Annotated in this window: 15 protein-coding genes; 5 read left to right on the top strand and 10 right to left on the bottom strand. The window is 67.1% G+C overall.

Annotated features, from left to right (window positions below; translation table 11 throughout):
• Positions 1–137 precede the first annotated feature (137 nt).
• Entirely contained in the window at positions 138–1,403 is a 1,266-nt protein-coding gene (locus tag K3F48_RS08355; protein WP_222574966.1) for an adenosylmethionine--8-amino-7-oxononanoate transaminase, read from the top strand.
• Between the two features lie 187 nt (positions 1,404–1,590).
• On the opposite strand, the gene K3F48_RS08350 is transcribed toward K3F48_RS08355, so the two are convergent.
• The 3 genes from K3F48_RS08350 to K3F48_RS08340 form a co-directional block, all read right to left on the bottom strand.
• A complete protein-coding gene (locus tag K3F48_RS08350) occupies positions 1,591–3,312 on the bottom strand; it encodes an AMP-binding protein (protein WP_222574965.1) in 1,722 nt (573 codons plus the stop codon).
• Positions 3,313–3,477: 165 nt separating this feature from the next.
• A complete protein-coding gene (locus tag K3F48_RS08345; RefSeq protein WP_370631379.1) occupies positions 3,478–4,488 on the bottom strand; it encodes a nickel/cobalt transporter in 1,011 nt (336 codons plus the stop codon).
• Positions 4,485–5,126, bottom strand: a complete 642-nt coding sequence (locus tag K3F48_RS08340; protein ID WP_222574964.1) for a DUF1007 family protein — start codon at positions 5,124–5,126, stop codon at positions 4,485–4,487. Before K3F48_RS08340 ends, K3F48_RS08345 begins: the two co-directional genes overlap by 4 nt.
• A gap of 354 nt (positions 5,127–5,480) precedes the next feature.
• Between K3F48_RS08340 and K3F48_RS08335 the strand changes: the two genes are divergently transcribed.
• Both K3F48_RS08335 and K3F48_RS08330 read left to right on the top strand, forming a co-directional pair.
• On the top strand, positions 5,481–8,990 hold the full coding sequence (locus K3F48_RS08335) for an indolepyruvate ferredoxin oxidoreductase family protein (protein WP_222574963.1): 3,510 nt from the start codon (positions 5,481–5,483) through the stop codon (positions 8,988–8,990).
• A gap of 79 nt (positions 8,991–9,069) precedes the next feature.
• Positions 9,070–9,450, top strand: coding sequence for a hypothetical protein (locus K3F48_RS08330; protein ID WP_222574962.1), 381 nt, complete (start codon positions 9,070–9,072; stop codon positions 9,448–9,450).
• Positions 9,451–9,512: 62 nt separating this feature from the next.
• Here K3F48_RS08330 and K3F48_RS08325 read toward each other — a convergent pair whose 3' ends face one another.
• Positions 9,513–9,917, bottom strand: a complete 405-nt coding sequence (locus tag K3F48_RS08325) for a DUF2147 domain-containing protein (protein WP_222574961.1) — start codon at positions 9,915–9,917, stop codon at positions 9,513–9,515.
• A 438-nt stretch (positions 9,918–10,355) separates the two neighbouring features.
• On the opposite strand from K3F48_RS08325, the gene bluB reads away from it, so the two are divergent.
• Complete coding sequence (bluB, locus tag K3F48_RS08320; protein ID WP_222574960.1) at positions 10,356–11,093, top strand: 5,6-dimethylbenzimidazole synthase; 738 nt, start codon at positions 10,356–10,358, stop codon at positions 11,091–11,093.
• A gap of 179 nt (positions 11,094–11,272) precedes the next feature.
• Complete coding sequence (locus K3F48_RS08315) at positions 11,273–11,560, top strand: hypothetical protein (RefSeq protein ID WP_222574959.1); 288 nt, start codon at positions 11,273–11,275, stop codon at positions 11,558–11,560.
• A gap of 117 nt (positions 11,561–11,677) precedes the next feature.
• Here K3F48_RS08315 and K3F48_RS08310 read toward each other — a convergent pair whose 3' ends face one another.
• The 6 genes from K3F48_RS08310 to K3F48_RS08285 form a co-directional block, all read right to left on the bottom strand.
• Positions 11,678–14,776, bottom strand: coding sequence for an efflux RND transporter permease subunit (locus K3F48_RS08310; protein WP_222574958.1), 3,099 nt, complete (start codon positions 14,774–14,776; stop codon positions 11,678–11,680).
• Positions 14,773–17,901: an efflux RND transporter permease subunit gene (locus tag K3F48_RS08305; RefSeq protein ID WP_222574957.1), complete on the bottom strand. Its 3,129-nt coding sequence runs from the start codon at positions 17,899–17,901 to the stop codon at positions 14,773–14,775. The genes K3F48_RS08310 and K3F48_RS08305 overlap by 4 nt, the downstream gene beginning before the upstream one ends.
• Before the next feature lie 13 nt (positions 17,902–17,914).
• Positions 17,915–19,171, bottom strand: a complete 1,257-nt coding sequence (locus K3F48_RS08300) for an efflux RND transporter periplasmic adaptor subunit (RefSeq protein ID WP_222574956.1) — start codon at positions 19,169–19,171, stop codon at positions 17,915–17,917.
• Positions 19,168–20,724 (bottom strand): efflux transporter outer membrane subunit, encoded by a 1,557-nt coding sequence (locus K3F48_RS08295; RefSeq protein ID WP_255608675.1) that lies wholly within the window; start codon positions 20,722–20,724, stop codon positions 19,168–19,170. Before K3F48_RS08295 ends, K3F48_RS08300 begins: the two co-directional genes overlap by 4 nt.
• Before the next feature lie 197 nt (positions 20,725–20,921).
• A complete protein-coding gene (locus K3F48_RS08290) occupies positions 20,922–21,347 on the bottom strand; it encodes a DUF2147 domain-containing protein (RefSeq protein WP_222574954.1) in 426 nt (141 codons plus the stop codon).
• Positions 21,344–24,010 carry an MMPL family transporter gene (locus K3F48_RS08285; protein ID WP_222574953.1) on the bottom strand — a complete coding sequence of 889 codons (2,667 nt, stop codon included), beginning with the start codon at positions 24,008–24,010 and terminating at the stop codon, positions 21,344–21,346. The genes K3F48_RS08290 and K3F48_RS08285 overlap by 4 nt, the downstream gene beginning before the upstream one ends.
• Positions 24,011–24,021: the final 11 nt, after the last annotated feature.

Raw genomic sequence — 24,021 nt, 5'->3', positions numbered from 1 at the left:
CGATTTTTGCACAACCCCTCACCCGACCTCGTTTCGCGAGGCTGCCGTCTCTCCTTGGGAGAAGGAGTCGCGCTCGATCGTCGCTGGCGATCTTCCGGCGCCGCCGTCCGAACGCGCGACGGGAGCGGAGCGACGCCATGAGCCCTTCCGATTCCTCGCCCATCTGGCGGCCCTTCACGCAGCACGCGCTGCAGAAGGACGCGATCCTCGTCACGCGCGGGGAGGGGGCCTGGCTGGAGACGGCGGACGGGCGCCGCATTCTCGACGCCATCTCCTCCTGGTGGGTGATCACTCACGGCCATCGCCATCCGCGCATCGTGCAGGCGATCAAGGATCAGGCCGATCGTCTCGATCAGCTGATCTTCGCCGGCTTCACGCATGAGCCGGCCGAAAGCCTCGCGCGACGGCTCGTCGCGATGACCCCGGCGGGGCTCGATCACCTATTTTATTCCGACAGCGGCTCCACCTCGGTCGAGGTCGCGATCAAAATGGCGCTCGGCTTCTTCCGCAATCGCGGCGAGCCGCGCGCGCGCGTGCTGGCGCTGGAGCACGGCTATCATGGCGACACCATCGGCGCCATGTCGACCGGCGCGCGCTCGGTGTTCAACGCGGCCTATGAGCCGCTGCTGTTCGATGTGACGCGCATCCCCTTTCCGCGCGCCGGCGCCGAACAGGCGACGCTCGACGCGCTGGAGGCGGCGTGCAGCAAAGGCGACGCTGCGGCTTTCGTCGTCGAGCCGCTGGTGCTCGGCGCCGGCGGCATGCTCGTTTATGGCGCCGAGACCTTGCGCGAGATGCGGCGCATCTGCGCGGCGCATGACGTGCTGTTCGTCGCCGATGAGGTGATGACCGGCTTCGGCCGCACGGGAACTTTATTCGCCTGCGAGCAGGCCGGAATCGTTCCCGACATCGCCTGCTATGCCAAGGGCCTGACCGGCGGCTCGCTGCCGCTCGCCGTCACAATGTGCAAGGCGGAGATTTTCGACGCGCATTATTCGACCGACCGCGCGCGCGCGTTCTTTCACTCGAGCTCCTTCACCGCCAATCCGATCGCCTGCGCCGCGGCGCTCGCCAATCTCGATATTTGGGAGAGCGAGGATGTGCGCGGCCGCATCGCGCGCCTCTGCGCGATGCAGGAGGAGCGGCTCGCGCGCTTTGCGCGCAGCAACCGCTTCGCCGACGTGCGTCGCATCGGCACGATCGCGGCGCTCGATCTGCGTGTGAACGACAGCGGCTATCTGGCGACGATCGGCCCGGCGCTGCACGACTTCTTCGTCTCGCGCGGCCTGCTGCTGCGCCCGCTCGGCAATACGATCTATGTGTTGCCGCCCTATTGCGTGGAGGCGAATGAGCTCGACGCGGTTTATGACGCGATCGAAGAAGCCGCAGATCGCTTTGCCTGAAGGTTTGCGTTTTCCTTCTCCCGCTCGCGGGAGAACGTGGCCCCGCGAAGCGCGGTCGGATGAGGCTCCTCGGGATTAGCGGCGCGTCGACATCGCGCCTTTTCGGCGCATGCCCTCATCCGACCCGACTTCGTCGGGCCACCTTCTCCCGCTCAGCGGGAGAAGGAGCGCGCGTCGTCATTCCGCTCTATTTTTTGCGCGCTTCGACCTCTTCGCGCAACACGCGCCGCAGCACCTTGCCGACATTGCTCTTCGGCAGGCTGTCGCGGAATTCGAAATGGCGCGGCGCCTTGTAATGGGTCAGCGTCTTGCGGCAGAAATCGTGCAGCTCGGCGCCGGTGACGCCGGCGTCGCGCGGCACGATGAAGGCGAGCGGCGCTTCGCCCGAATGCGGATCCGGCACGCCGATCACCGCCGCCTCCTTCACCTTCGGATGCTGAACCAGCACATTCTCGACCTCGTTCGGATAGACGTTGAAGCCGGAGACGAGAATCATCTCCTTCAGGCGATCGACGAGCTTCACCTGACCGTCCGGCAGCATGATCGCGACATCGCCCGTGCGCAGATATCCGTCCGATGTGAAGGCCGCTTCGGTCTCCGCGGGCCTGTTCCAATAGCCCGGCATCACCTGCGGTCCCTTCACGCAGAGCTCGCCGCGCTCGCCCAAGGGAACCGGCTCGCCCGTAGGCGCGCGGATCGACACTAGAGTCGAGGGATGCGGATAGCCGATCGTTCCCGAGAATTCCTTGAGATCGGGCCGGTTGCAGGCGATGACGGGCGATGTCTCGGAGAGCCCATAGCCCTCGATGATCGGACGGCCGGTGATCTTTTTCCATTTGCGCGCGACGACGTCCTGCGTCGCCATGCCGCCGGCGATGCAGAAGACGAGGCGGGAGAAATCGACATCGGCGAATTTCGGATGGTCGGCGAGCGCCGCATAGAGCGTGTTGACGCCGGAGATCATCGAGAAGCGCGATCTGCGCAGCGTCTTCACGAAGCCCGCTATGTCGCGCGGATTGGCGATGAGGAGGCACGAGCCGCCGATGCGCACCAGCACGAGGAGACAGGCCGTGAGGCCGAAAATGTGATAGAGCGGCAGCGCCGCCACCATCTTCTGCGGCCGCTCGCGCCCGGAGGCCTCCAGCACGAAGGGATGCAGCCAGGCGGTCGCTTGCGCCACATTGGCCGCGACATTGCGATGAAGCAACATCGCGCCCTTGGCGACGCCCGTCGTGCCGCCGGTATATTGCAGAAAGGCGAGATCGTCCGGCGCGATGTCGGCGTCGCGCGGCTCCTGCGCGGCGCCCTGCTTCAGCACGGCGGCAAAACGCAGGCTGCGCGGCAGGCGATAGGGGCGCACGGCGCGCTTCACGTGGCGCGAGACGAAATCGACGAGCTTGCCTTTGAGCCCGAGGAGATCGCCGGGCGTCATGACGACCGCGAGGTCGAGCGACATGGACGGCCAGGCGGCTTCGACCGTATGCGCGAAATTTTCGAGCACGAACAGCATGCGCGCGCCCGAATCATTGATCTGAAACGCTAGCTCGCTCGGCGTGTAGAGCGGATTGACATTGACCACGGCGCCGCCGGCGAGCAGCACGCCGAAGATGAGCGGCGGATAAGCCATCACATTGGGCGACATGATGGCGATACGGTCGCCTTTCTTCAGCCCCTGCGCTTGCAGCCAGCCGGCGACGTCGCGCGCGGCGCGGCCGAACTGCGCGAAAGTGAGCGTTGCGCCGAAGCTCTCGAGCGCGACGCTGTCGGCATGATCGGCGACGCTGCGGCGGAAAATCTCCACCAGCGTGCGCGGCTCGGCGGGATCGATCTCCGGCGCGACGGATGCCGGATAGGACGCGAGCCAGGGACGCTCGGCATAGGGATCGAGCGCGAGAGATGCGGCTGTCATGCGTGGCCTCGTGACGCGCGGGCGGCGCGACGAAAAGAGCGAATCCCATGAACACATAGCGCGCATCGCCCACGGGCGCAGCCCCAGGCTCGCGCCTTCCTATGCGGCGACGCAGCAATCGCGAGCGATCGGCGAGCCTTCAGGCTCGCATTCGCTCCGCTCACTTCAGGAGGATTGCGCCCGCCAGCCGGCGAGCAGCGCGACGCCGATGACGAGCACCAGGACGGCGGCGGCCAGCTCGGCGCCGCGAAAGATCATCGTCGCGCGCCGCGAGCTCTTTTGCGTCAGCCGCGCCGCGGCGCCCTTGGCGAAGACGGCCGTCGCCGCCAATGCGCCGGTGGTGATGGCCGTGCCCGCGGACATCAGCAGGATCGCCCCGGCGCCGGCGAGAAACACGCCCTGTGCGAGCGCGAAAGCCAGCACGAGCAAGGCGCCGGAACAGGGTCGAAGACCCGCCGCGAGCACGGTCGTCAGCGCGTCGCTCCAGCGAAATCCGGCGCCCAGCGTCGCCGGGTCGACCATATGCGCATGTCTGCAATCGGGACCGTGGACATGTGTCGCATCGCCGGCCCATTCGCAGGCGAAGGCGCGGGCCGGCGCGAGGGCGAGGACCGGCTCCCGCAGCGCATCCGAAAAGGCGCGGCCCTTCACAAAGACCAGCCTCGCCCCCAGCGCCGCGATGAGGAGATAGCTCGCGGCCTCGACGAGGCGCGCCGTGTCGGTCATTTCCCGCGCCGTGGCGGAGAAGGCGATGGCCGCGACGCCGACGATGGCGATCGCCACCGCCCCCTGCAGCAGGGCCGCGAGCGCCGCCAGCAGCAGGCCGCGCTTCAGCGCGGTCTCATTGGCGATCATGTAGGATGCGAGCACGGCCTTGCCGTGGCCGGGTCCCGCCGCATGGAACACGCCATAGGCGAAGCTCGCCGCGGCCAGCGGAAAAAAGGCGCCGCCATCGGTCTTCAGCGCCCGCACGCCGGCTTGCAACTGCAGCTGGAACTTGCTCTGCCAGGCGATGATCAGTCCGGCGAAGCCGCCCGCCGCGCCGCCGCTCTCCGACGGACCCACGGCGAAGGGGTGGCGCGCCGCCTGCGCCAACGCGGCGTCCTGCAGAAGCAGCAGGGCCGCGGCCGCGAGCATGGCCATGGCCGCCCGGCCGATGACAGCCCGGGTTCTCACGGACAGGCCACCACGACCCGCGTCGCGAGCTTGATGCCGAAATCCGCGCCCGGCGACATATTGCTGAAAAAAGCTTCGCTGAGCTTCTGCGTTTCCGTCGCGAGCAAGGGCTTGGGCTGCACGAGGCTGGTCGAGCAGCCGGACGGCGCGGCGGCGAGAGCGACCGGATTTTGCTTCTCGAAATCGAAAGCGACGAAATAGGTCGGATCGTAGACCTGGAAGGAGAAGGGCTTGCGCGCCGACACGGGCTTTTCGAGCGGCAGCACGAAATGCATCGTCACGATCTTCTTGTCGTCGGCCTCGAGAAAAACGTCCTCGGGCGGTCCGAAGCTCGCCTTGGCGTTGTCGTATTTGGCGAAGGTGAAATACTCGAACTCCGCCAGCGAGTCGGCGTTGACCTTGGCGATAGGCGCCAGCTCCTCGCGCGTCGGCGGCTTGCCGTCCTTGCCGAGGCCCTGCAGGGCGAAGGCCGAATACATTTCATCGAAGGTCCAGGCGTGGCGCACGCCCCGAATTTTCCCGTCCGGCGTGAACGCCACCTCGCTGCGCACCGCGACCCACACATGCGGATGCGCCAGCGCGAGGCCGGGAAGCAGAGCGAGGAAAACCGCCAGAACGCCGGGCAATTTCGAACGCATGAGCCGCGCACCTCCGGTTGGGCCGATCGGGAACTCGAGCGAATCGCCGCCAGAATAGGGGCCGAACAAGGCGATCCGGCGCCATGGTCGCGCCGCGGAACACTCGACGCGCGAATCCGCTTCGCGGGAGAAGGCGACCCGGCGCAGCCTGCGGCTCGTCCTCGCTTGAAGGCGTCCGCCGCGGCGCCGTATAATGGCACGGGCGACGGTCCCGCGACAAGCCGAGAGGGCGACCGCGGGCCTCGCGCCGTCACGACGAAGCCGTCGTTGTTCAGTACAGCGTAGCTCGAAGCCGAGCGGAGCGCGACGCGCTCGCGCCGCATCGGGCGTCGTGACTTGCAGGAGAGGATTCGTATGGCGGATGTGATCGCCGGCCACGGAAAAACCGGCCCCGCCTCGGGCGATGTGTCTCTCGCCGACCGTTTCGATCTTTCCAAGCCTCTGGCGCTCCTCAACGGCACGCAAGCGGTCGTTCGCCTGCTGCTGATGCAGAAGGAGCTGGATCGGCGCGTCGGCCTGCGCACGGCCGGCTTCGTCTCCGGCTATCGCGGCTCGCCGCTCGGCGGCATGGACGCGCAGCTCCATCGCGCCAAGGCGCTGTTCGAGAAGAACGACATCTTGTTCATGCCGGGCCTCAACGAGGACTTGGCCGCGACCGCCATCTGGGGCGCGCAGCAGGCGGAGATGCGCGGCGAAGGCAAATATGACGGCGTGTTCTCCGTCTGGTACGGCAAAGGACCGGGCGTCGACCGCAGCGGCGATGCGCTTCGCCACGTCAATCTCGCGGGAACGTCTTCGCGCGGCGGCGTGCTGGCGTTGATGGGCGACGATCATACGGCCGAGTCCTCCACCACGGCGCACCAATCGGAATATCATTTCGTCGATGTGATGATGCCGATCCTCGCGCCCGCCGGCGTGCAGGAGATTCTCGACTATGGCCTCATGGGCTTCCATCTGTCGCGCTTTGCGGGCGTGTGGGTCGGCCTGAAGCTCATCAAGGACACGGTGGAGTCGACAGCCTCGGTCGACGGCTCGCTCGACCGCGTGCGTCCGGTGGCGCCGCTCGATTTTCTCATGCCGCCGGGCGGGCTGAACATTCGTCCGCGCGATCCGGTGCTGGCGCAGGAAGAGCGCATGCAGGAGAGCAAGCGCGACGCCATGCTCGCCTGGATCCGCTCCAACCGGATCAACCGCATCGTGACCTCCGGCGGGCCGAACGCCAAGATCGGCGTCATCACCGTCGGCAAGTCCTATCTCGACGTGCGCCAGGCGATGGACGATCTCGGCATAGACGAGGTCAGGGCCAATGAATACGGCCTGCGCCTCTACAAGATCGCCTGCCCCTGGCCGCTCGAGCCGCAAGGCCTGCGCGAGTTCGTGCGCGGGCTCGATCTCGTCATCGTCGTCGAGGAGAAGCGCTCGCTGATCGAGGTGCAATTGCGCGAGCAGCTCTATGGCGCCGCGCATCAGCCCGTGTGCATCGGCAAGAAGGACGAGCGAGGCGAATGGCTGTTCCCGGTCAAGGGCTCGCTCGACGCCAATGACATTGCGATCGCCATCGGCCGCCGCTTGCTGAAATACTATCGCAGCGACGAGCTCGAGCAGCGCGTCGTGCGGCTCGAGCGGCTGCAGGCGCGGCGCAAAGCGATGAGCGACGTCGCCGTGCGCGTGCCGCATTTCTGCTCCGGCTGTCCGCACAGCACCTCGACCCATGTGCCGGAGGGCGCGCGCGCCTATACCGGCATCGGCTGCCATTACATGGCGCAATGGATGGACCGCTCGACCGAGGGCTACACCCATATGGGCGGCGAGGGCGCCAATTGGATCGGCGAGGCGCCGTTCTCGACGCGCAAGCATGTGTTCCAGAATCTCGGCGACGGCACCTATAATCATTCCGGCTCGCTCGCCATCCGCTTCGCCGTCGCCACCAGGACCAACATCACCTTCAAGATTCTCTTCAATGGCGTGGTCGCCATGACCGGCGGCCAGAAGCATGAGGGCGAGCTGACCGTGGAGGCCATCGCCCATCAGGTCGCGGCCGAGGGCGTCGCCAAAATCGCGCTCGTTTCGGACGAGCCGCACAAATATTCGGCCGACATCCAATGGCCGCCGGGACTCGAAATTCACCACCGCAACGTCATCAATCGCGTGCAGAGCGAGCTCGCCGCGACCGAGGGCGTCACCGTGCTGATCTATGATCAGACCTGCGCGACCGAGAAGCGGCGCGGGCGGAAGCGCGGCGAATATCCCGACCCCGACGTGCGCGTCGTCATCAACGAGCTCGTCTGCGAAGGCTGCGGCGACTGCGGCCGCGCCTCCAATTGCGTGTCGGTGCAGCCGCTCGAGACCGAGTTCGGCCGCAAGCGCCGCATCGATCAGTCGAGCTGCAACAAGGATCTCTCCTGCCTCGAGGGCTTTTGTCCGAGCTTCGTCACCGTGCATGGCGCGCGCATGAAGAAGGCGGCGCTGCCGAGCGAGACGCAATGTCCGGCGCCGCCTGATCCGGTCGTGCCGGAGATCGGCCGCACGCCCTATGGCGTGCTGGTCGCCGGCATGGGCGGCACCGGCGTCGTCACGGTCAGCGCCATTCTCGGCATGGCGGCGCATCTCGAGGGCAAGGGCGTCGGCGTCATCGACATGGCCGGCCTCGCGCAGAAGGGCGGGGCGGTCTATTGCCATGTGAAGATCGGCCGCACGCGCGACGACGTCCATGCGATCCGCATCGCCGCCGGCGAGGCCGATCTCGTGCTCGGCTGCGATCTCGTCGTCGCCGGCGCGCGCCAGGTGCTCTCGGCGATCGACCAGGAGCGCAGCTTCGCGCTCGTCAATCGCGCCCAGGTCTTTCCCGGCGATATCGAGCGCGACCCGGATTTCACTCTGCCGGCCGAGCGCATCGAGCAGGCGATCCGCGACGCGGCCGGCGATCGCGCCGATTTCCTCGATGTGACGGAGCTGGCGCTGGCGCTGCTCGGCGATTCCATCGCCGCCAATATGTTCATGCTCGGCTACGCCTGGCAGAAGGGCTATCTGCCGTTGTCGGAAGCCGCGCTGCTGCGCGCCATCGAGCTCAATGGCGAGGCGGTGGCGATGAATCATTCGGCCTTCGCCTGGGGCCGGCGCGCCGCGCATGATCTTTCGAGCGTCACGGCCGTGGTCGCCTCGCTGCGCGCCCGCAATGAGACGCGCGATCTCTCGCGCACGCTGGACGAAGTGATCGAGCGCCGCGTCGCTTTTCTCACCGATTATCAGAACGCCGCCTATGCGGCGCGCTACCGCTCGCGCGTCGAGGCGGTGCGGCGGCTCGAGAAGGAGCGCCTGCCCGGCGCGAGCGCGCTCACCGAGGCGGTGGCGCGCAATCTGTTCAAGCTGATGTCGCCCAAGGACGAGTTCGAGGTCGCGCGGCTCTATACCGACGGCTCGTTCAAGCGGCAGCTCGACGAAATGTTCGAGGGCGATCTGCGCATGGAGCTGCATCTCGCGCCCAATCTGGTGTCGTTCCAATGCAAGAACGACATTGGCGGCTCGCGCAAGATCACCTTCGGGCCCTGGATGTTCCATGTGCTGAAGCTGCTCGCGCGGCTGAAGGGCCTGCGCGGCACCATCTTCGATCCGTTCCGTCCGGACAGCGATCGCATCGCCGAGCGCAAGATGCTCGCCGATTATCAGGCGCTGCTCGACGATATTCTGCCGCATCTTTCGCCGGCCAATCATGCGACGGCCCTCGCGCTGGCGCGCATTCCGGAGAAGATCCGCGGCTTCGGCCATATTCGCGCGCGTCATGCGCAGGAGGCGCGGGCGGAGATCGCGCGGCTCTCGGGCGAATTTCACAATGCGCGGGCGGATGTGAAGCTGGCGGCGGAATGAGATGGGGCGCTGTAGCGTCGACGCTCCGTCGAGTCCAAGGCTGCCCGCTCAGCATAAGACAAGTGGGAGCGTAACTTAAATGAACTCCGTGTCTGCGTCGCTGCATTATGCGGAGCAAGGCGCGTTAAGCTTGGCTATGATCAGTCAAAAGCAGTGGTTATTCTGTATTATACTCGTCGCATTTTTAATCCTGAATTGTATTTATATTTTAAATGCGCGTCTCGCAGGGCGAAAATGCGAGGCAGACGCTAAAAAAGTCTATCATGTATTTTTTATGACTTCAAATAATTTGTTTTTAAATATTGCAGCTGAAAGCAGCAGATACGGAATATCTGAAAACGACATGCGGATTATAGCAAGATATAGCGTATTTGCTTTATATGAAAGCATCGGGGCCGGGCTAATAATGGTGCCTATCGCAGGGTTTATCATAAACTGCGGCATATTCGGACAATGTTAATGGCGTTCTCGAGGCTTCTCCGCGCTGGGCGCTGCGGGTGAAGCGAGAAATGAAATGGAATCTCACTTCACCCGCGTCCAATCTTCGGCGCCGCAGATCTTCGTTCCGGAGAGACAGCCCTCGAGCCGCAGCACGGTTTCGCTGCGCAGCGCGAGATTGGCCGAGTAGTTCTGGCCGTCCTTGGCGTTGTAGATCGTGCCGGACCAGAGGTTCGCGCCCTTGGGCTCGACGCTGAGAATCGGCAGGCCGAGCAGCGAACGACTGCGCTGGCGCGGATCGGGATTGTTCTCGTCGACGCCCTTCTCGGCCATCCAGGAGATCTTGCCGCACATGGCCGGGCCGCAGCGGCTGATCTGGACAAGCGCCGTGCCGTCGGCGACGCGCCATTTGCCGATCGGATCGGCGTCCGCCGCTCCCGCCGCCGCGGGGGCCGCGAGGATCGACGCGCAAATCCACAACCGCTTCATTCATAGTCTCCGTCCGAACAATCCGGGCCGTCAGTATAGGGCTCAGCCATGCCGCAGACCAAGACGGCCGAGGCAAAGAAGCGTGCTGCGCCGCACAAGGCTCGCGCTCCGCCGGCGGTCGGCGGTTCCGGCGATCGACGCGCCCGGATCGGAGAGGCGCCGATCGCGCCGCAGCATCATTCTTCGATTCCGAGCAGTCGCTCCATCGTCTGCGGCGCGGCGGATCGATCCTCGATCGCGCATCCTTTTCAGTCGAGAGCGAATTCTCCCTGATGCGCGGCGCGCATGGGACGCTCGGCCTCGACTCGCCGGGCGGGGCGCCCCATGTCGAGCCGACCGGCGAGGATCGCCCAGCTTCGGAACCCGAAGAGTGGTTTGCGCCCGTCGTCGAATGCGGCATATTGCCGCCTCAGCGCGGCCCGTCGGGGGAGAACGGATATGACGCCCGATGCGGCGAATGGCGGGGAGGGCAGGGCGGCCGAGGAGCGAGAGCTCGCCGAGGCGGCGCCGTTTTCCGCCGAGGAGCGGGCGGCGGTCTATCGCGCCATTGTCACGCGGCGCGACGTCCGCGACGAATTCATGCCCGACGACGTCCCCGACGACGTCTTGCGTCGCCTTCTGGAGGCCGCTCATCACGCGCCTTCGGTCGGCTTCATGCAGCCCTGGAATTTCATCGTGATCCGCGACGCGGCGGTGCGTTCCCGCGTGCGCGAGGCCTTCGAGCGCGCCGCCGCCGCGGAGGCGGAGATGCTGGAGCCCGAGCGGCGCGAGCAGTATCGCAGCCTGAAGCTGCAGGGAATTTCGAAGGCGCCGCTCAATATTTGCGTGACCTGCGACCGCGCGCGCCACGGGCGGACCGGCCTCGGCCGCACGCAGCAGCCGGATACGGATCTTCTTTCCACCGCCTGCGCCGTGCAGAATCTGTGGCTGGCGGCGCGGGCGGAAGGCATCGGCGTGGGCTGGGTCAGCATTCTGCGCGAGCCCGACCTGCGCGCAATTCTCTCGATCCCTTCGGAAATCGCGATCGTCGCTTATCTCTGCGTCGGCCGGGTCGCGCGCGCCTATGTTCGGCCCGAGCTCGAAGTCCGGCGGTGGGCGCGCCGCTTGCCGCTCGACGATCTCGTCTTCGCGGATCGATGGGGCGCCGCCGCTCCGTTCCCGCGGGAGCGCGAATAAGCCGCGTCCGCTCGAATTTGGTCACATTCGCTTCAATAAAATGTAACGAACGAGTCGCCTGCTGTGCGGCCACGCTCCAGCGATTGGACGATCGTGAGGACCGCCCTCGATCGCTGGTTGGGGTTCCAGTGGCGGCATGGATATTGCTTTAGCAGAGCCGTTGAAAGCGGGGTCGGACGATGAAGCCTGCGGATTACGAACGCTTATTCGACAAAGCGGTGCCGCTGTCGAGCACGACCACCCTCACCGTGACGAAGGTGCCCGAACGGCTCGAGGATCTGCTGGATCTGCTCGGCAGCGCCATGATCGAGGGCTTCGGCAAGCAGAAGCGGCTGACGGAAATTCACCTGCCGATGGCGCTTTTTCCCGAGTTCGGCTCCAAATTCTGGCACGTCCCAGTGGAGGATTGCGGCGATCTCCACGTGCTGAGGCTCTTCTTCGAAACGCGGCCCTCCTCGGCGCATTGACCGCGTCCCTTTAGGCGGCGCCGCGAATGAAATGCTCCAATGCTGTTTCAATGGCGGTCGGCGATCGGCAGTCGCCGCCGACTGCCTATTTCCGACTGCCGAGCTGCGGCAGTCGCCTCAGGCTCGCGCGGCTTCGGGCGCGTGCGCGCTTTCCCTCGGCCGCCTGCGCCTCTGCAGCTTGCTCATCAGCAGATAGATCACCGGCGTCGTGTAGAGCGTCAGCGCCTGGCTGAGCAGCAGCCCGCCGACGATGGTGATGCCGAGCGGGCGCCGCATCTCCGCGCCGACGCCGCTCGCGAAGGCGAGCGGCAGAGCTCCGAGCATGGCGGCGAGCGTGGTCATCAGGATCGGCCGGAATCGCTCGACCGCCGCCTCCAGCGCCGCGTCGTGCGGCGACAGCCCCTTCTCGCGCTCCGCCTGCAGCGCGAAATCGACCAGCATGATGCCGTTCTTCTTGACGATGCCGATGAGCAGCAGAATGCCGATCAGCGCCATGACGGTGAACTCCGCCCCGAACGCCTCGAGCGCCAGCAGCGCGCCGAGGCCGGCCGAGGGCAGGGTGGAGATGATCGTCGCCGGATGGACGAGGCTCTCATAGAGCACGCCGAGAATGATGTAGACGGCGAGCAGGGCGGCGACGATCAGCAAGGGGACGCCCGAGGCCAGCTTGGACAATTCTTTTGCGTCGCCGGCGAAATCCGCCTGGACGCTGCTCGGCATGCGCAGCTCATTCGCCACCCGCAGCACGGCGGCGTTGGCGGCCTCCAGCATATGGCCGGGAGCGACATTGTAGGTAATCGTCGACGCCGGCGAGACGCCCTGGTGATTGACGACGAGCGGCATGAGGCCGCGCTCGACATGGGCGAGCGCGTCGAGACGCACCTGGGTCCCATCGGCGGCGGCCACGTAAATCCCCGCGAGGTCGCGGGGATCGCGCTGGCGCGACAGCGGCGCCTCGACGATGACGCGATATTGATTGCGCTGCGTGTAGATGATCGAGTCCTGGCGCTGGCCGAAGGCGCTGTTCAGCGCCGCGTCGATCGAGCTGATCGCGACGCCCATGCGTGACGCCGCCGTGCGGTCGATCACCACCTTCGCGCTGAGGCCGCCTTGCTGCTGGTCGCTGGAGACGTCGACGAGCTCGGGAGCGCGCCGCAGGCGCTCGATCAACTTCGGCGTCCATTCCGCGAGCTCCTGCACGGAGCCGGCCGTGAGCGTGAACTGATATTGCGCCTTGCTCGGCCGTCCTCCCACGCTCACATCCTGCGCGGGAAACAAAAACACCTCGATCCCGGCGATCCGCGCGAAGGATTTGCGCAGGCGCGCCATCACCTCGAGGCTCGACGAATGGCGCTCGCCGATCGGCTTCAGGGCGACGAACAGGCGTCCTTCATTGGACGGCGAGCCGGGGCGCCCGGGGCCGATGAAAGAGGCGACGTTCATCACATCCGGATCCTCCTTGGCGGCGGCGACGACCGCTTTTTGCAGACGCGACATTTCCGAGAAGGAGACGTCCGGCGCCGCCTGCGCCGCGCCGTTGAGGAAGCCGACGTCGTCCTGCGGCAGATTGCCCTTCGGTATGGTGCGATAGAGCTGGACGGTCGCGGCGATGGTCAGGACGATGGCGACGAGCGTGATCCAGGGATGATCGACGACCGGGCGCAGGCTCCGCGCATAGGAGCGGGTCGTCGCGGCGAGCGCGCCCTCCACCGCTCTGTCGAGGCGCGTCGGAGTCCGCGAGCGCACCGGAAAGCGGGCGCAGATCATCGGCGTCACGGTCAGCGAGACGAAGGTCGAGATGACGATGGCGAAGGCCAGCGTGAACGAGAACTCGCGCAAGAGCCGGCCCATGATCCCGCCCATGAACAGCAGCGGCACGAACACGGCGATCAGCGACAGGCTGATCGAGACGACAGTGAAGCCGATCTGGCGCGCGCCGGCGAGCGCTGCCTCCAGACGACCCATGCCGCGCTCGACATTGGTCTCGATCGCCTCGATCATCACGATTGCGTCGTCGACGACGAAGCCGACGGCGATCGTGAGCGCCATCAGCGAGAAATTATCGGCGGAGAAGCCCGCCGCCCACATGGCCGCGCAGGCGCCGACCAGCGACAGCGGCACGGTCACGCCGGCCGCGAAAGTGGGCACGGCGCGACGAAGAAAGATAAAGACGACCGCCATCACCATGCCGACCGACAACAGCAGCGTGCGCTGAATTTCGGCGACGCTGGCGCGAATGGTCTGGGTGCGGTCGGACATGATGGCGATGTCGATGCCGCTCGGAATCCAGCGCTGCAGCTCGGGCAGCAGCTCTCTCACCCGCTCGACCGTGGCGATGACATTGGCGTTGGCCTGCTTGGAGATCACGAGCAGCACCGCGGGCTGGCCGTTGTACCAGCCGGCGGCGAGCCGGTTGCGCACGCCGCGCTCGACCGTGGCGATGTCCCCGAGCTTGACCACGGCGCCATTCGTCGACGAGACGACGATGTCGCGGAAGTCCTGCGGCGTCGCGAGCTGATCATTGACGCCGAGCGTCATTGCTGTCGCGTCGCCGTCGAGCGCGCCGACGGGCGCCAGCACATTGGCCGAGCCGATGGCGCTCGCGACCTCGTCCATGGCGATGCCCATTGTCGCGAGCCGCGCCGGATCGACCTGCACGCGGATCGCCGGCTGCTCCGCGCCCGCCACCCGCACCTCGCCGATGCCCGGGATCTGCGAGATGCGCTGCGCGACGACCGTGTCGGTCGCGTCATAGATGACGCTGGTCGGCAGTGTCTTCGATGTCAGAGCGAGGATCATGACCGGCGTCGATGACTGATTGAACTTGCGGAAGAAGGGCAGCACGGGCAGATCGCCGGGCATGTCCGCGCCCGCGGCGTTGATCGCCGCCTGCACGTCGCGCGCCGCCGCGTCGATATTGCGGTCTATGTCGAACTGCACGATGATCGAGGTGGAGCCGAGCGAGCTCGCCGATGTGAGCTGATCGACGCTGGCGATGCGGGCGAGGCGTCGCTCCAGCGGCGCGGCGACGGTCGCGGCCATGGTCGCCGGATCGGCGCCGGGGCGTCCCGCCGAAACCGCGATCGCCGGAAAATCGACCGCGGGAACGCTCGCCACCGGAAGGAAGAAATAGGCCACTGCTCCGAGCAGGAACACCGCTGTCGCGAGCAGGCTCGTTCCCACCGGGCGGTGGATGAAGGGAGCGGATATGTTCACTCCGCCGCCTCCCTCCGCACGCCGGCCCCTTCGATGCGCGCGGCCGGCGACGCCGCGGGCGCGCCGCGCAGCCGGACCCGCAGCCGCTCCACGGCGAGATAGATGACCGGCGTCGTATAGAGCGTCAGCAGCTGCGACAGCAGCAGCCCGCCGATGATCGAGACGCCGAGCGGGATGCGCAGCTCGCTGCCGGGCCCATGGGCGAGCGCCAGCGGCAGAGCGCCGAACAGAGCGGCGAGAGTCGTCATCATGATCGGCCGGTAGCGCAGCCGGCAGGCGCGCACGATCGCATCGCGCGCGGAGAGCTGCTCGAAGCGCTCGGCCTCGAGCGCGAAGTCGATCATCATGATGGCGTTCTTCTTGACGATGCCCATCAGCAGCACCACGCCGATCAGCGCGACGAGCGACATGTCGAGGCCGGTCGCCATCAGCGCCAGCAGCGCGCCGACGCCGGCCGAAGGCAATGTCGTCAGCACGGTGAAGGGATGAGCGTAGCTCTCGTAGAGAACGCCCAGCACCACATAGATGGCGATCGCCGCGGCGAGGATGAGCCAGGGCTCGCTCGCCAGCGATTTGCGGAACTCCTCCGCGTCGGCGCTGAACAGGCCGATGATGGAGGAGGGAAGGCCGATCCGCTCCTCCGCCCGGGCGATCGCCTCCACCGCGTCGCCGAGCGCGGCGTTGGGGGCGAGGTCGAAGCTGATGGTCGCGGCGGGAAACTGCTCCTGATGCGCGATGGCGAGCGGCGCCGTCTTCTGCTCCAGCGTGACGAAGGTGGAGAGCGGCGTCTGCGGGCCGCCGCCGGCCGGCGCGACATAGAGCTTGTCGAGCGCCGTGGCGTCGCGCCGATATTGCGGCGCCGCCTCGAGGATGACGCGATATTGGTTCGACTGCGCGTAGATGGTCGAAATCTGGCGCTGGCCGAAGGCGTCGTTCAGCGTGTCGTCGACCATTTGCGCGGTGATGCCGAGCCGGCCCATCTTCTCGCGGTCGATGCGCAGGAAGGCGCGCAGGCCGCCGTTCTGCGACTCCGTGGCGACATTGCGGAACACGCCGTCCGCGCGCATCGCCTCGAGGAGCGTTTCGGACCAGCGCTGCAGCTCGGCGGAATCGGGCGCGGTCAGCGTGTATTGATATTGCGAGCGGCTCGCCCGCGTCGTGATCTGAATGTCCTGGACCGGCTCGATATAGACCGTCGCGCCCGGAACCTGCTCGGCCGCCGCCTTCAGCCGCTCGGCGACGGCGTCGGCGCCGAGGCTGCGAATGTCGCGTCCGCGCAGTGTGACGACGAGGTGGCCGACATTGGTCGTTGCATTGAGCGGACCGACGCCGAGCACGGAAATGGTTCCGGTCGCTTCCGCGTCGGCGTCGAAGAGTTTCGCGACTTCCGCCTGCAGCTTCGTCATCGCCGCAAAGGAGGACTCGGGAGATCCCTCGAGCACGACATTGAGCAGGCTCGTGTCCTGGCGCGGGAGAAAGCCCTTGGGAATGACGGCGTAGAGCGCGAGAGTGAGCGCCAGCGTGCCGAAGGTCAGCGCGAGCATGAGCTTTTGGCGCTGCAGGGCGAGCTCGAGCGTTCGCGCATAAAAGGCGTCGAGCTTTGCGCCGATGCCGCTCGAGGCGCCGGAGCCATGGCCGTGGCCCGACCCGGCCTTCAGAAGCTTCGCGCACAGCATCGGCGTCAGCGTCAGCGAAATGATCGCCGAGACGACCACCTGCGCGGTCAGAGTCAGCGCGAACTCGCGGAACATGCGGCCGACGAGTCCGGTCATGAACAGCAGCGGAATGAACACGGCGACGAGCGATACGGTGAGCGAGACGACCGTGAAGGCGATCTCCCGCGCGCCGTCGAGCGCCGCCCGATGCGGCGATTTGCCGAGCTCCATGTTGCGGACGATGTTCTCGATCATCACGATGGCGTCGTCGACGACGAAGCCGGCGCCGATGGTGAGGGCCATCAGCGACAGATTGTCGAGAGAGAAGCCGGCGAGCGCCATCACCGCGAAGGTGGCGATGATCGAGAGAGGCAGGCTGACGCCGGCGATCAGCGTCGCGCGCCAGCTGCGCAGGAACAAGAGCACGACGAGAACGACGAGAGCCGTGGCGATGACGAGCGTCAACTCCACCTCCTCGATCGAGGCGCGGATCGTCTGCGTGCGGTCGCTGACCACATCGAGCGTCGCGCCCTCCGGCAGAGTGCGCCTGATGTTCGGCAGCTCCTCGCGCAGCCGCTCGACCGTATCGATGATATTGGCGCCCGGCTGGCGCTGCACGTCGAGAATGATCGCCGGCTCGCCGCGATACCAGCCGCCGACGCGGGCGTCCTCCAGCCCGTCGACGACGTCGGCCACATCGCTCAGCATGATCGGCGCGCCATTGCGATAGGCGATGACGATGGTCCGATATTGCTGCGCCGCCATCAGCTGGTCGTTGGCGTCGAGCGTGTAGGATTGGTAGGGTCCGTCGAGCGCGCCCTTGGCGCCCGCCACATTGGCCCCGGCGATCGCCGCGCGCAGCTCTTCCATGCTCATGCGATTGGCCGCGAGCCGGGCGAGATCGGCCTCTATGCGCACGGCGGGACGCACGCCGCCCTCGACCGCGACATGGCCGACGCCGCGCGTCTCCGAGAGCTTGGGCGCGATCAGCGTGTCGGCGAGATCGCTGAGCTGCCGCAGGCTCGCGTTGTTCGCGCGCAGCGTCAAGGTGACGATGGGCGTGTCCGCCGGATTGACCTTCGCATAGACGGGCGGATAGGGCAGGCCGCGCGGCAGCGTCGAAGCGGCCGAATTGATCGCCGATTGCACGTCCTGCGCCGCGGCGTCGATGTCGCGGTCGAGCTCGAACTGCAGCGTGATCTGCGACAGGCCGTAGGAGCTCAGCGACGACATCGTCTGCAGCGACGGGATCTGGCCGAACTGCCGCTCGAGCGACGCCGTCACCAGAGACGCCATCGTGTCGGGATTGGCGCCGGGCAATCTCGTGGTGATTTGAATGGTGGGGAAGTCGACCTGCGGCAGCGGCGAGATCGAGAGCCGGTAATAGCCGAGCACGCCGAACAGGAGAACGGCGAGGCTCAGCAGCGACGTCGCTACCGGCCGCTCGATGAAGGGCGTCGAAACGCTCATGGCCGCGCGCCGCTCATGGCCGCGCGCCGCCGGCGGCGCGTTCCCCGCGGCCTCGGCGCGGCGGCGCGCTGTCCGCGCTCGCGCCGGCTTCGCCTGCCGGCGCAGCCGCCGTCGCGTCGAGGACGCGCACGCGCGAACCGTCGGCGAGACGGCCGAAGCCGCTCGTCACCACTTTTTCGCTCGGCGCGAGGCCGGAGGCGACCACCGCCTGAGCCTCGTCCTGCCGGGCGATGACGACCGGCCGCATCGAGACGGTCGAAGCGTCGTTCAGCACATAGACGAAGGGGCCGCTCGGGCCGCGCTGCACGGCGGCGCTCGGCACGACCTGCGCATTGCGGATCGTGTCGACGGTGAGCCGCACATTGACGAACTGGCCGGGCCACAGCGCGAGGCGCTCATTGGCGAAGATCGCCTTGACCTTCACCGTGCCGGTCATCGGGTCGATCTGATTGTCGATCACCTTCACGACGCCGGTTGCGAGCGCGGTGGCGTTGTCCGCGCCGAGCGCGACGGCGGGAGCCTGCGCCCGCGCCTGCGCCTTCTGCGCGGCCGGCAGATGCTGCTGCGGAAGCGTGAAGACGACATAGATCGGCTTCAGCTGGGTGATGACGACGATGCCGGATTGATCGGACGGATGCAGGATGTTGCCGACGTCGACGAGGCGGATGCCGGTGCGCCCGTCGATCGGCGAGCGGATGGTGGCGTAGTCGAGCGTCGCCTTGGCGTTGTCGATCGCGCCGTCATCGGCTCGGATCTGCGCCTCGAGCTGCGCGACCAGCGCCTTTTGCGTCGCATATTGCTGCTGCGAGCCGAAATTGCTGGCGGCGAGCTTCTGATAGCGGGCGACGTCGACGCGCGCATTGGCGAGATTGGCCTCGTCCTGCGCCTTCTTGGCGACCGCCTGGTCATAGGCCGCCTGATAGAGGGTCGGATCGATGCGGGCGACGATGTCGCCCTTTTTGACGTCCTGGCCTTCCTGAAAGGCGAGCTCGATCAGCCGCCCGTCCACCTGCGTGCGGATGGTGACCGTGTTGAGCGCCTGCGCCGTGCCGACCGCGTCGATCGTCACCGGAACATCTGCGATCCGCGGCTGCGCCACGGTCACCACGGTCGGCCCGTCGAAGCCGCGACGCCCGCGCCTTCCGCCGGGCGCGCCCTCCGTCGCCGTCTCGTCGGTCTGCGCCGGCCGCAGCGCGCGATAGGCGCCTGCGAGCCCGACGAGAGCGAGCAGCGCGACGACGAGGCGCAGTCGATTTTTCGGCCAGCTCACGGCCAGGGTCCCTTGTCCGATTCATAGGCGGCGTCTTCCGCCGCGATCTCGAGCGCGCGGGTCACGCCGGACCAGCCGCCGCCGAGCGCCTGATAGAGACTCGTCGCCGCCTGGAAATGGGCGAGCCGCACTTGCGCCAGCACGTCTTGGCTCTGGAACAATGTCGTTTCCGTGGTCGACAGCGTCACGATGTCGATCGTGCCTTCGCGCAGCCGCGCTTCCGCGACCTCATAGGCGCGCCGCGCCGCCGCCACGGCCTCGCCCTGCAGCTTCAGCTGCCGGCGGGTCTCCTCTATGGCGATGAGGGCGTTCTCCACATCGGAGAAAGCGGTCAGGATCTGCTTCTGATAGGTCTGGGCGAGCTCGGCGTAGCGGCCCTTCTGCAGCAGCAGCTGGCCCTGCAGATTATAGCCGTCGAACACCGGCTGGGTGAGATTGCCGGCGATCTGCCAGGCAATCGCCTCGGGCCGGAACAGCGAGCGCAGCGCGACGCTCTGCACGCCGTAATAGCCGGTCATCTGGATCGACGGGAAGAAGGCCGCGCGCGCCTGCAGCACGGAAAACTCCGCCGCCTCGAGCTTGGCTTCGGCCTCGGCGATGTCCGGCCGGCGCAGCAGCAGCTCGGAGGGCAGGCCCGGTTCGATCTTCGGGAAGCGCAGCCGCGTCAGCGAGCCGCCCTTGACGATCGAGACCTCGGGCGGAAGGCCCATCAGCACGGCGAGCGTGTTCTTCGTCTGCCGCAGCGTCTGCTCCAGCGGCGGAACTGTCGCGCGCTGCGTCGCGAGCACCGATTCCTGCTGCGAATAATCGAGCGCGGTCGCTGTGCCCACGTCCAGCCGCGCCTTGATCGCCGCGAGGACCGTCGCGGCGATCTTGATGTTGTCCTTGGCGATGCGGATGCGGTCCTGGGCGGTCAGCACCTGGAAATAGCCGTTGACCAGCGAGGCGACGGTGGAAATCTCGACGACGTCGCGGTCGAAGCGGTTCGCATGCGAGAGCAGGCGGGCGGCGTTGGAGGCGTCCTGGTTCTTGCCCCAGAAGTCGATCTCATAGCTCGCATTGAGCTGAGCCTGAAAGAAATTGGCGCGGCGCGAGCGCAGCAGGCTGGAGGCGCCGGCGCCGCTCGTCGTCGTCGTGGCGTCGGTCGAGGCCGAGGTGCTGGTGGCGCTGGTGATCGAAGAGGGGGTCTGCGTGCGCCTGGCGATGCCGGTCGCGGTCAGCAGCGGCCACAGCGACGAGCTGTCGATGCGCGCCTGCGCATCCGCCTGCTCGATGCGCGCGACGGCCGCGGCGATGTCGAGATTCTGGTCGAGCGCTTTTTGAACGAGCGACGTCAGCTCCGTCGAGGCGAAACCGCGCGACCATTCGCGCGCCGCGGCGATCGGCGGGGCCGAACGCGGGGTCTTCGCGGCGCGGAAGGTCGGCGGCGTCTCGACGCTGGCCTCCGGCTTTTCCCAGTCCAGCACACAGCCGGAGAGCGCCGCGCACGCCGCGAGGACGCAGGCGCCGCGGGACAATCCGCGCGGCCGGAAGAATGGTCTCGTTGCCGACAAGAAACAGCTTCCGTTCAAATTGGCCTCCCCGCGCCCGGGCGGACGCGGTTCCCGCGGCGCGGGAGAATCGAAGTCGGGTGACGACGCTCGCGCGTGAATGCGCTCACATGACGGCGGACCCGAGCCTGTTGCGGCTCTGGACGTCGTCGACCTCCGAGACCGGGCGCAAATTGTGGGCGACCGGCCCAATGGTCAAGTTACGGATTGTTAACTCGTCGGCGTGGAGTCGGGGTCTTCTGCGAAGGCGTTTCCACGGGAATTTTCGTCCAGCCCTCGCTCTGGCACAAAAAGGCGATGAGGCAGCCGGTGAGTGTGAGCCGCGTCGGGCTGTCCAGGGTGATCGTGCCGGAATAGGTCTTGCCGTTCTCGGGATTGAACAGATCGCCCTTCCAGCGATTGGGCTCGGTCCTGGCGGCGTAGCGCAGGATCAGCGCCGGCTGCGCGCCGGGCGGCGGCGGCGGGAATACGCCGCGCGCGCAGAGATGGCCCTCGCAATCGAAGAATTCGAGCTTCTGATTGTGGCCGTCCCGCACCCATACGCCATAGATCGGGTCGGTCGGGCCGGCGAACGCCGGCGACGCGGCCGCAAGGCCGCTCAGAATAAAAATCGTCGCCGTCTTCATGACCGTGAGCCTAGCACGTCCGAAGAGCGATGGACAGGATTTGCGTCCTGCGCGGCGGTGTCGGCTTCGCCCGCTGGCGCCGCTTCCTGTCGCGGCGGGCCGAGAAAGGCGGGGACGATCACGAAGGCGGCGATCAGAGTGAAGAACAGCGAGATCGCCAACAGCTCGCCCATGCTCGCCGTTCCCGGATGGCTCGACAGAAACAGGCTGCCGAAGGCGGTTCCGGTGGTGAGGGCGCTGAAGAAGATCGCGCGGGTGAGGCTCGAGGCCAGCATGTCGGCGACGCCCCTGCGCCAGGCGATCACATAATAAATGTGAAAGGCGACGCCGACGCCGAACATCAGCGGCAGAGCGATGATATTGGCGAAATTGAGCGACATTCCGAGGAGATCGGCGGCCTCGAGGCTCATCACGCCGGCGAGCAGGAGCGGGCCGAGCGTCAGCGCCACGTCCAAGGGCCGCCGCAGCGCGACGGCGAGAATCACGAAGATCGCGGCGAAGGCGAGCGCGCCGGCCTGAATGAAGGCGCGCACGACGGTTTTGCCGGCCTCCGCGACGATCACCGGCGGGCCGCTGGCGTCGGGGGCGAGCGTCTGCACCGATTCGGCGAAGGCCGTCATCACGCCCCGGTCGTTGCTGTCGCCTTTGGCGGTGATCTCCACGCGCACCTCGCCGGTCTGCGAGATCCACTCGTTGCGCAGATCGGCCGGCAGAGTCTCCGGCGTGACGCGCGAGACGTCGAGCGCCCGGCGCAGATCGCCCATCAGCCGCTCGAAATCGGAGAGCGCCGCGACCCGCGCCGTCTCGCGCGTCTCGGGGCTCGCCTTGACGAGAGAGTCGAGCGAATCGGCGAAGCGGACGAGCGCCGCCGGCGCGCCGCGCGCGGCGCCCGCCTTGCGGATGATCTTGGCCGCGCGGGTCAGCGCCTTCTTGGTCTCCTCCTCCGAGGGCGCGGGCTTGCGCGCCGGCTCCAGCACCTTGCGCAGCTGGAACCGCGCGTTCTCGATCATGGGCAGCTTCTGGTCCTGATCGGCGGGAATCAGCGCGTCGATGGTGGTGACGTGGTCGACCTCGGGGAGGGCGGCGACTTTCTCGGCGAGCTCGCGCGCCGCGGGCAGCGACGGCGCCAGCGCTTCGATCTTGTTGGGCGCGGTCTGCGGATTTTTCGACAGCTCGAGGAAGGTCGCCACCGATTCGACCGTTTGGTCGCGCAGATTCATCGGATTGGAGTCGAAGGACAGATGCAGCAGGAACGGCGCTCCTCCGAGCACCACGAAGGCGGTCGCGAGCAGCACGAGGCGGCGATGCTTCGCGATCCAATGATCGACCGAGGCGAGCGAGGCGACCCCGACCGGCTCCGCCTCGCCCTTGGGATTGAGCAGCAGGATCAACGCCGGCAGGAAGGTGAGCGTCGCGACATAGGCGATGATCATGCCGAGGCCGGCGATGAGGCCGAGCTCGGCGACGCCGCGGAACTCGGTCGGCAGGAAGCAGAAGAAGCCGGCGAGCAGCGCCACGGCGGCGAGCGTCAGCGACCAGCCGATGCCGCGCGTCGCGCCGAGCAGCGCGCCGCGCAGATCGTCATGGTCGTGCCGCTCCTGGCGGTAGCGCGTGGCGAATTGGATGCCGAAGTCGACGCCGAGGCCGATGAACAGCACGGCGAAGGCGACCGAGATCAGATTGAAGCGCCCGATCAGGAAGATGCCGAGGCCGGAGGTCATGGCGAGGCCGGCGATGATCGTCGCCAGCACCGCGAGGATCAGCCGCTTCGAGCGCAGCGCCGCCCACAGGATGAGCGTCACCACGGCGAGAGTGGCCGAGACGTTCAGCCCCGTGTTTTCGGCGACCGTCGCGAACTCCTCGTCGGCCAGCGGCACTTGTCCGGTGAGGCGGACGGCAATCCCCGCGTCCTTCACGAGGCCGAGGCGGCTCGCCGTCTCGCGCACGAGCCGCACCGCGTCGCGGCCGGGCTCCAGCGCCGAGAAATCGATGATCGGCTTGATCAGCAGGATGCGCCGCGGCTCCTTGCTCGGCCCGACGGAGGGTTGAGCGGGCTCGGAGCCGCCCGCGAGCAGCTTCTCCCAGGAGACCTGCGCCGGCTCGCCGGCGAGCACGCGATCGAAGGCGTCGGAGAATTGGTCGAGGCCCTTGGCGTAGGCCTCGAGGCCGCGCTCGCTGGCTCCGATCTGCTCGAGGCCGGAGAGCAGCGCGCGCGTCAGGCCGCGCAGCGACGGGTCTTCGGCGATCGGCTGCAGAATCTCGCGCTGGGCGATGAGCGAGGCGATGCTGCGGCGGATCTCCTCGGGGTTGAGGAACAGGAAGCCGTTCTTGCGGAAGAAGGCGTTGTCGTCGGGGCGCCAGACCTTGGAGATCAGCGGCTTTCCGGCGAGGCTGTCGCGCAGCGCGTTCGCTGCTTCGTCCGCCCGCTCGGGCGTCGGCGCGTCGATGACGGCGACGATGAGGTCCTCGAGCTCGGGGAAAGATTTGTAGAGGCGCGTCTCATTGGCGCGCCAGGGCACCTGTGGCGAGAACAGATGAGCGGTGTCGGTGTCGATGGCGAAGCGCGTCGCGGTCAGATAGGCGCCGCCCCCGGTGAGCGCGAGCGTGACGATGACCACAATCCAGGGCCTGCGAAGGCACCAGCTCACGAGACTTTCCAGCATCTAGACTCCTC

It is taken from the genome of Methylosinus sp. Sm6 (genome assembly GCF_019802345.1).
In the GTDB taxonomy this organism is placed as follows: Bacteria; Pseudomonadota; Alphaproteobacteria; order Rhizobiales; family Beijerinckiaceae; genus Methylosinus.
The sequence above is the reverse complement of the archived record's forward strand: the minus strand, read 5'-3'. Positions and strand labels throughout refer to the sequence as shown.

Excerpts from the sequence above, each read along its gene's own strand:
- K3F48_RS08285 (WP_222574953.1), bottom strand. The coding sequence starts at position 24,010 with ATGCTGGAAAGTCTCGTGAGCTGGTGCCTTCGCAGGCCCTGGATTGTG.
- K3F48_RS08305 (WP_222574957.1), bottom strand. The coding sequence starts at position 17,901 with ATGAGCGTTTCGACGCCCTTCATCGAGCGGCCGGTAGCGACGTCGCTG.
- K3F48_RS08350 (WP_222574965.1), bottom strand. The coding sequence starts at position 3,312 with ATGACAGCCGCATCTCTCGCGCTCGATCCCTATGCCGAGCGTCCCTGG.
- bluB (WP_222574960.1), top strand. The coding sequence starts at position 10,356 with ATGACGCCCGATGCGGCGAATGGCGGGGAGGGCAGGGCGGCCGAGGAG.
- K3F48_RS08340 (WP_222574964.1), bottom strand. The coding sequence starts at position 5,126 with ATGCGTTCGAAATTGCCCGGCGTTCTGGCGGTTTTCCTCGCTCTGCTT.
- K3F48_RS08335 (WP_222574963.1), top strand. The coding sequence starts at position 5,481 with ATGGCGGATGTGATCGCCGGCCACGGAAAAACCGGCCCCGCCTCGGGC.
- K3F48_RS08330 (WP_222574962.1), top strand. The coding sequence starts at position 9,070 with ATGAACTCCGTGTCTGCGTCGCTGCATTATGCGGAGCAAGGCGCGTTA.
- K3F48_RS08355 (WP_222574966.1), top strand. The coding sequence starts at position 138 with ATGAGCCCTTCCGATTCCTCGCCCATCTGGCGGCCCTTCACGCAGCAC.
- K3F48_RS08325 (WP_222574961.1), bottom strand. The coding sequence starts at position 9,917 with ATGAAGCGGTTGTGGATTTGCGCGTCGATCCTCGCGGCCCCCGCGGCG.
- K3F48_RS08315 (WP_222574959.1), top strand. The coding sequence starts at position 11,273 with ATGAAGCCTGCGGATTACGAACGCTTATTCGACAAAGCGGTGCCGCTG.
- K3F48_RS08290 (WP_222574954.1), bottom strand. The coding sequence starts at position 21,347 with ATGAAGACGGCGACGATTTTTATTCTGAGCGGCCTTGCGGCCGCGTCG.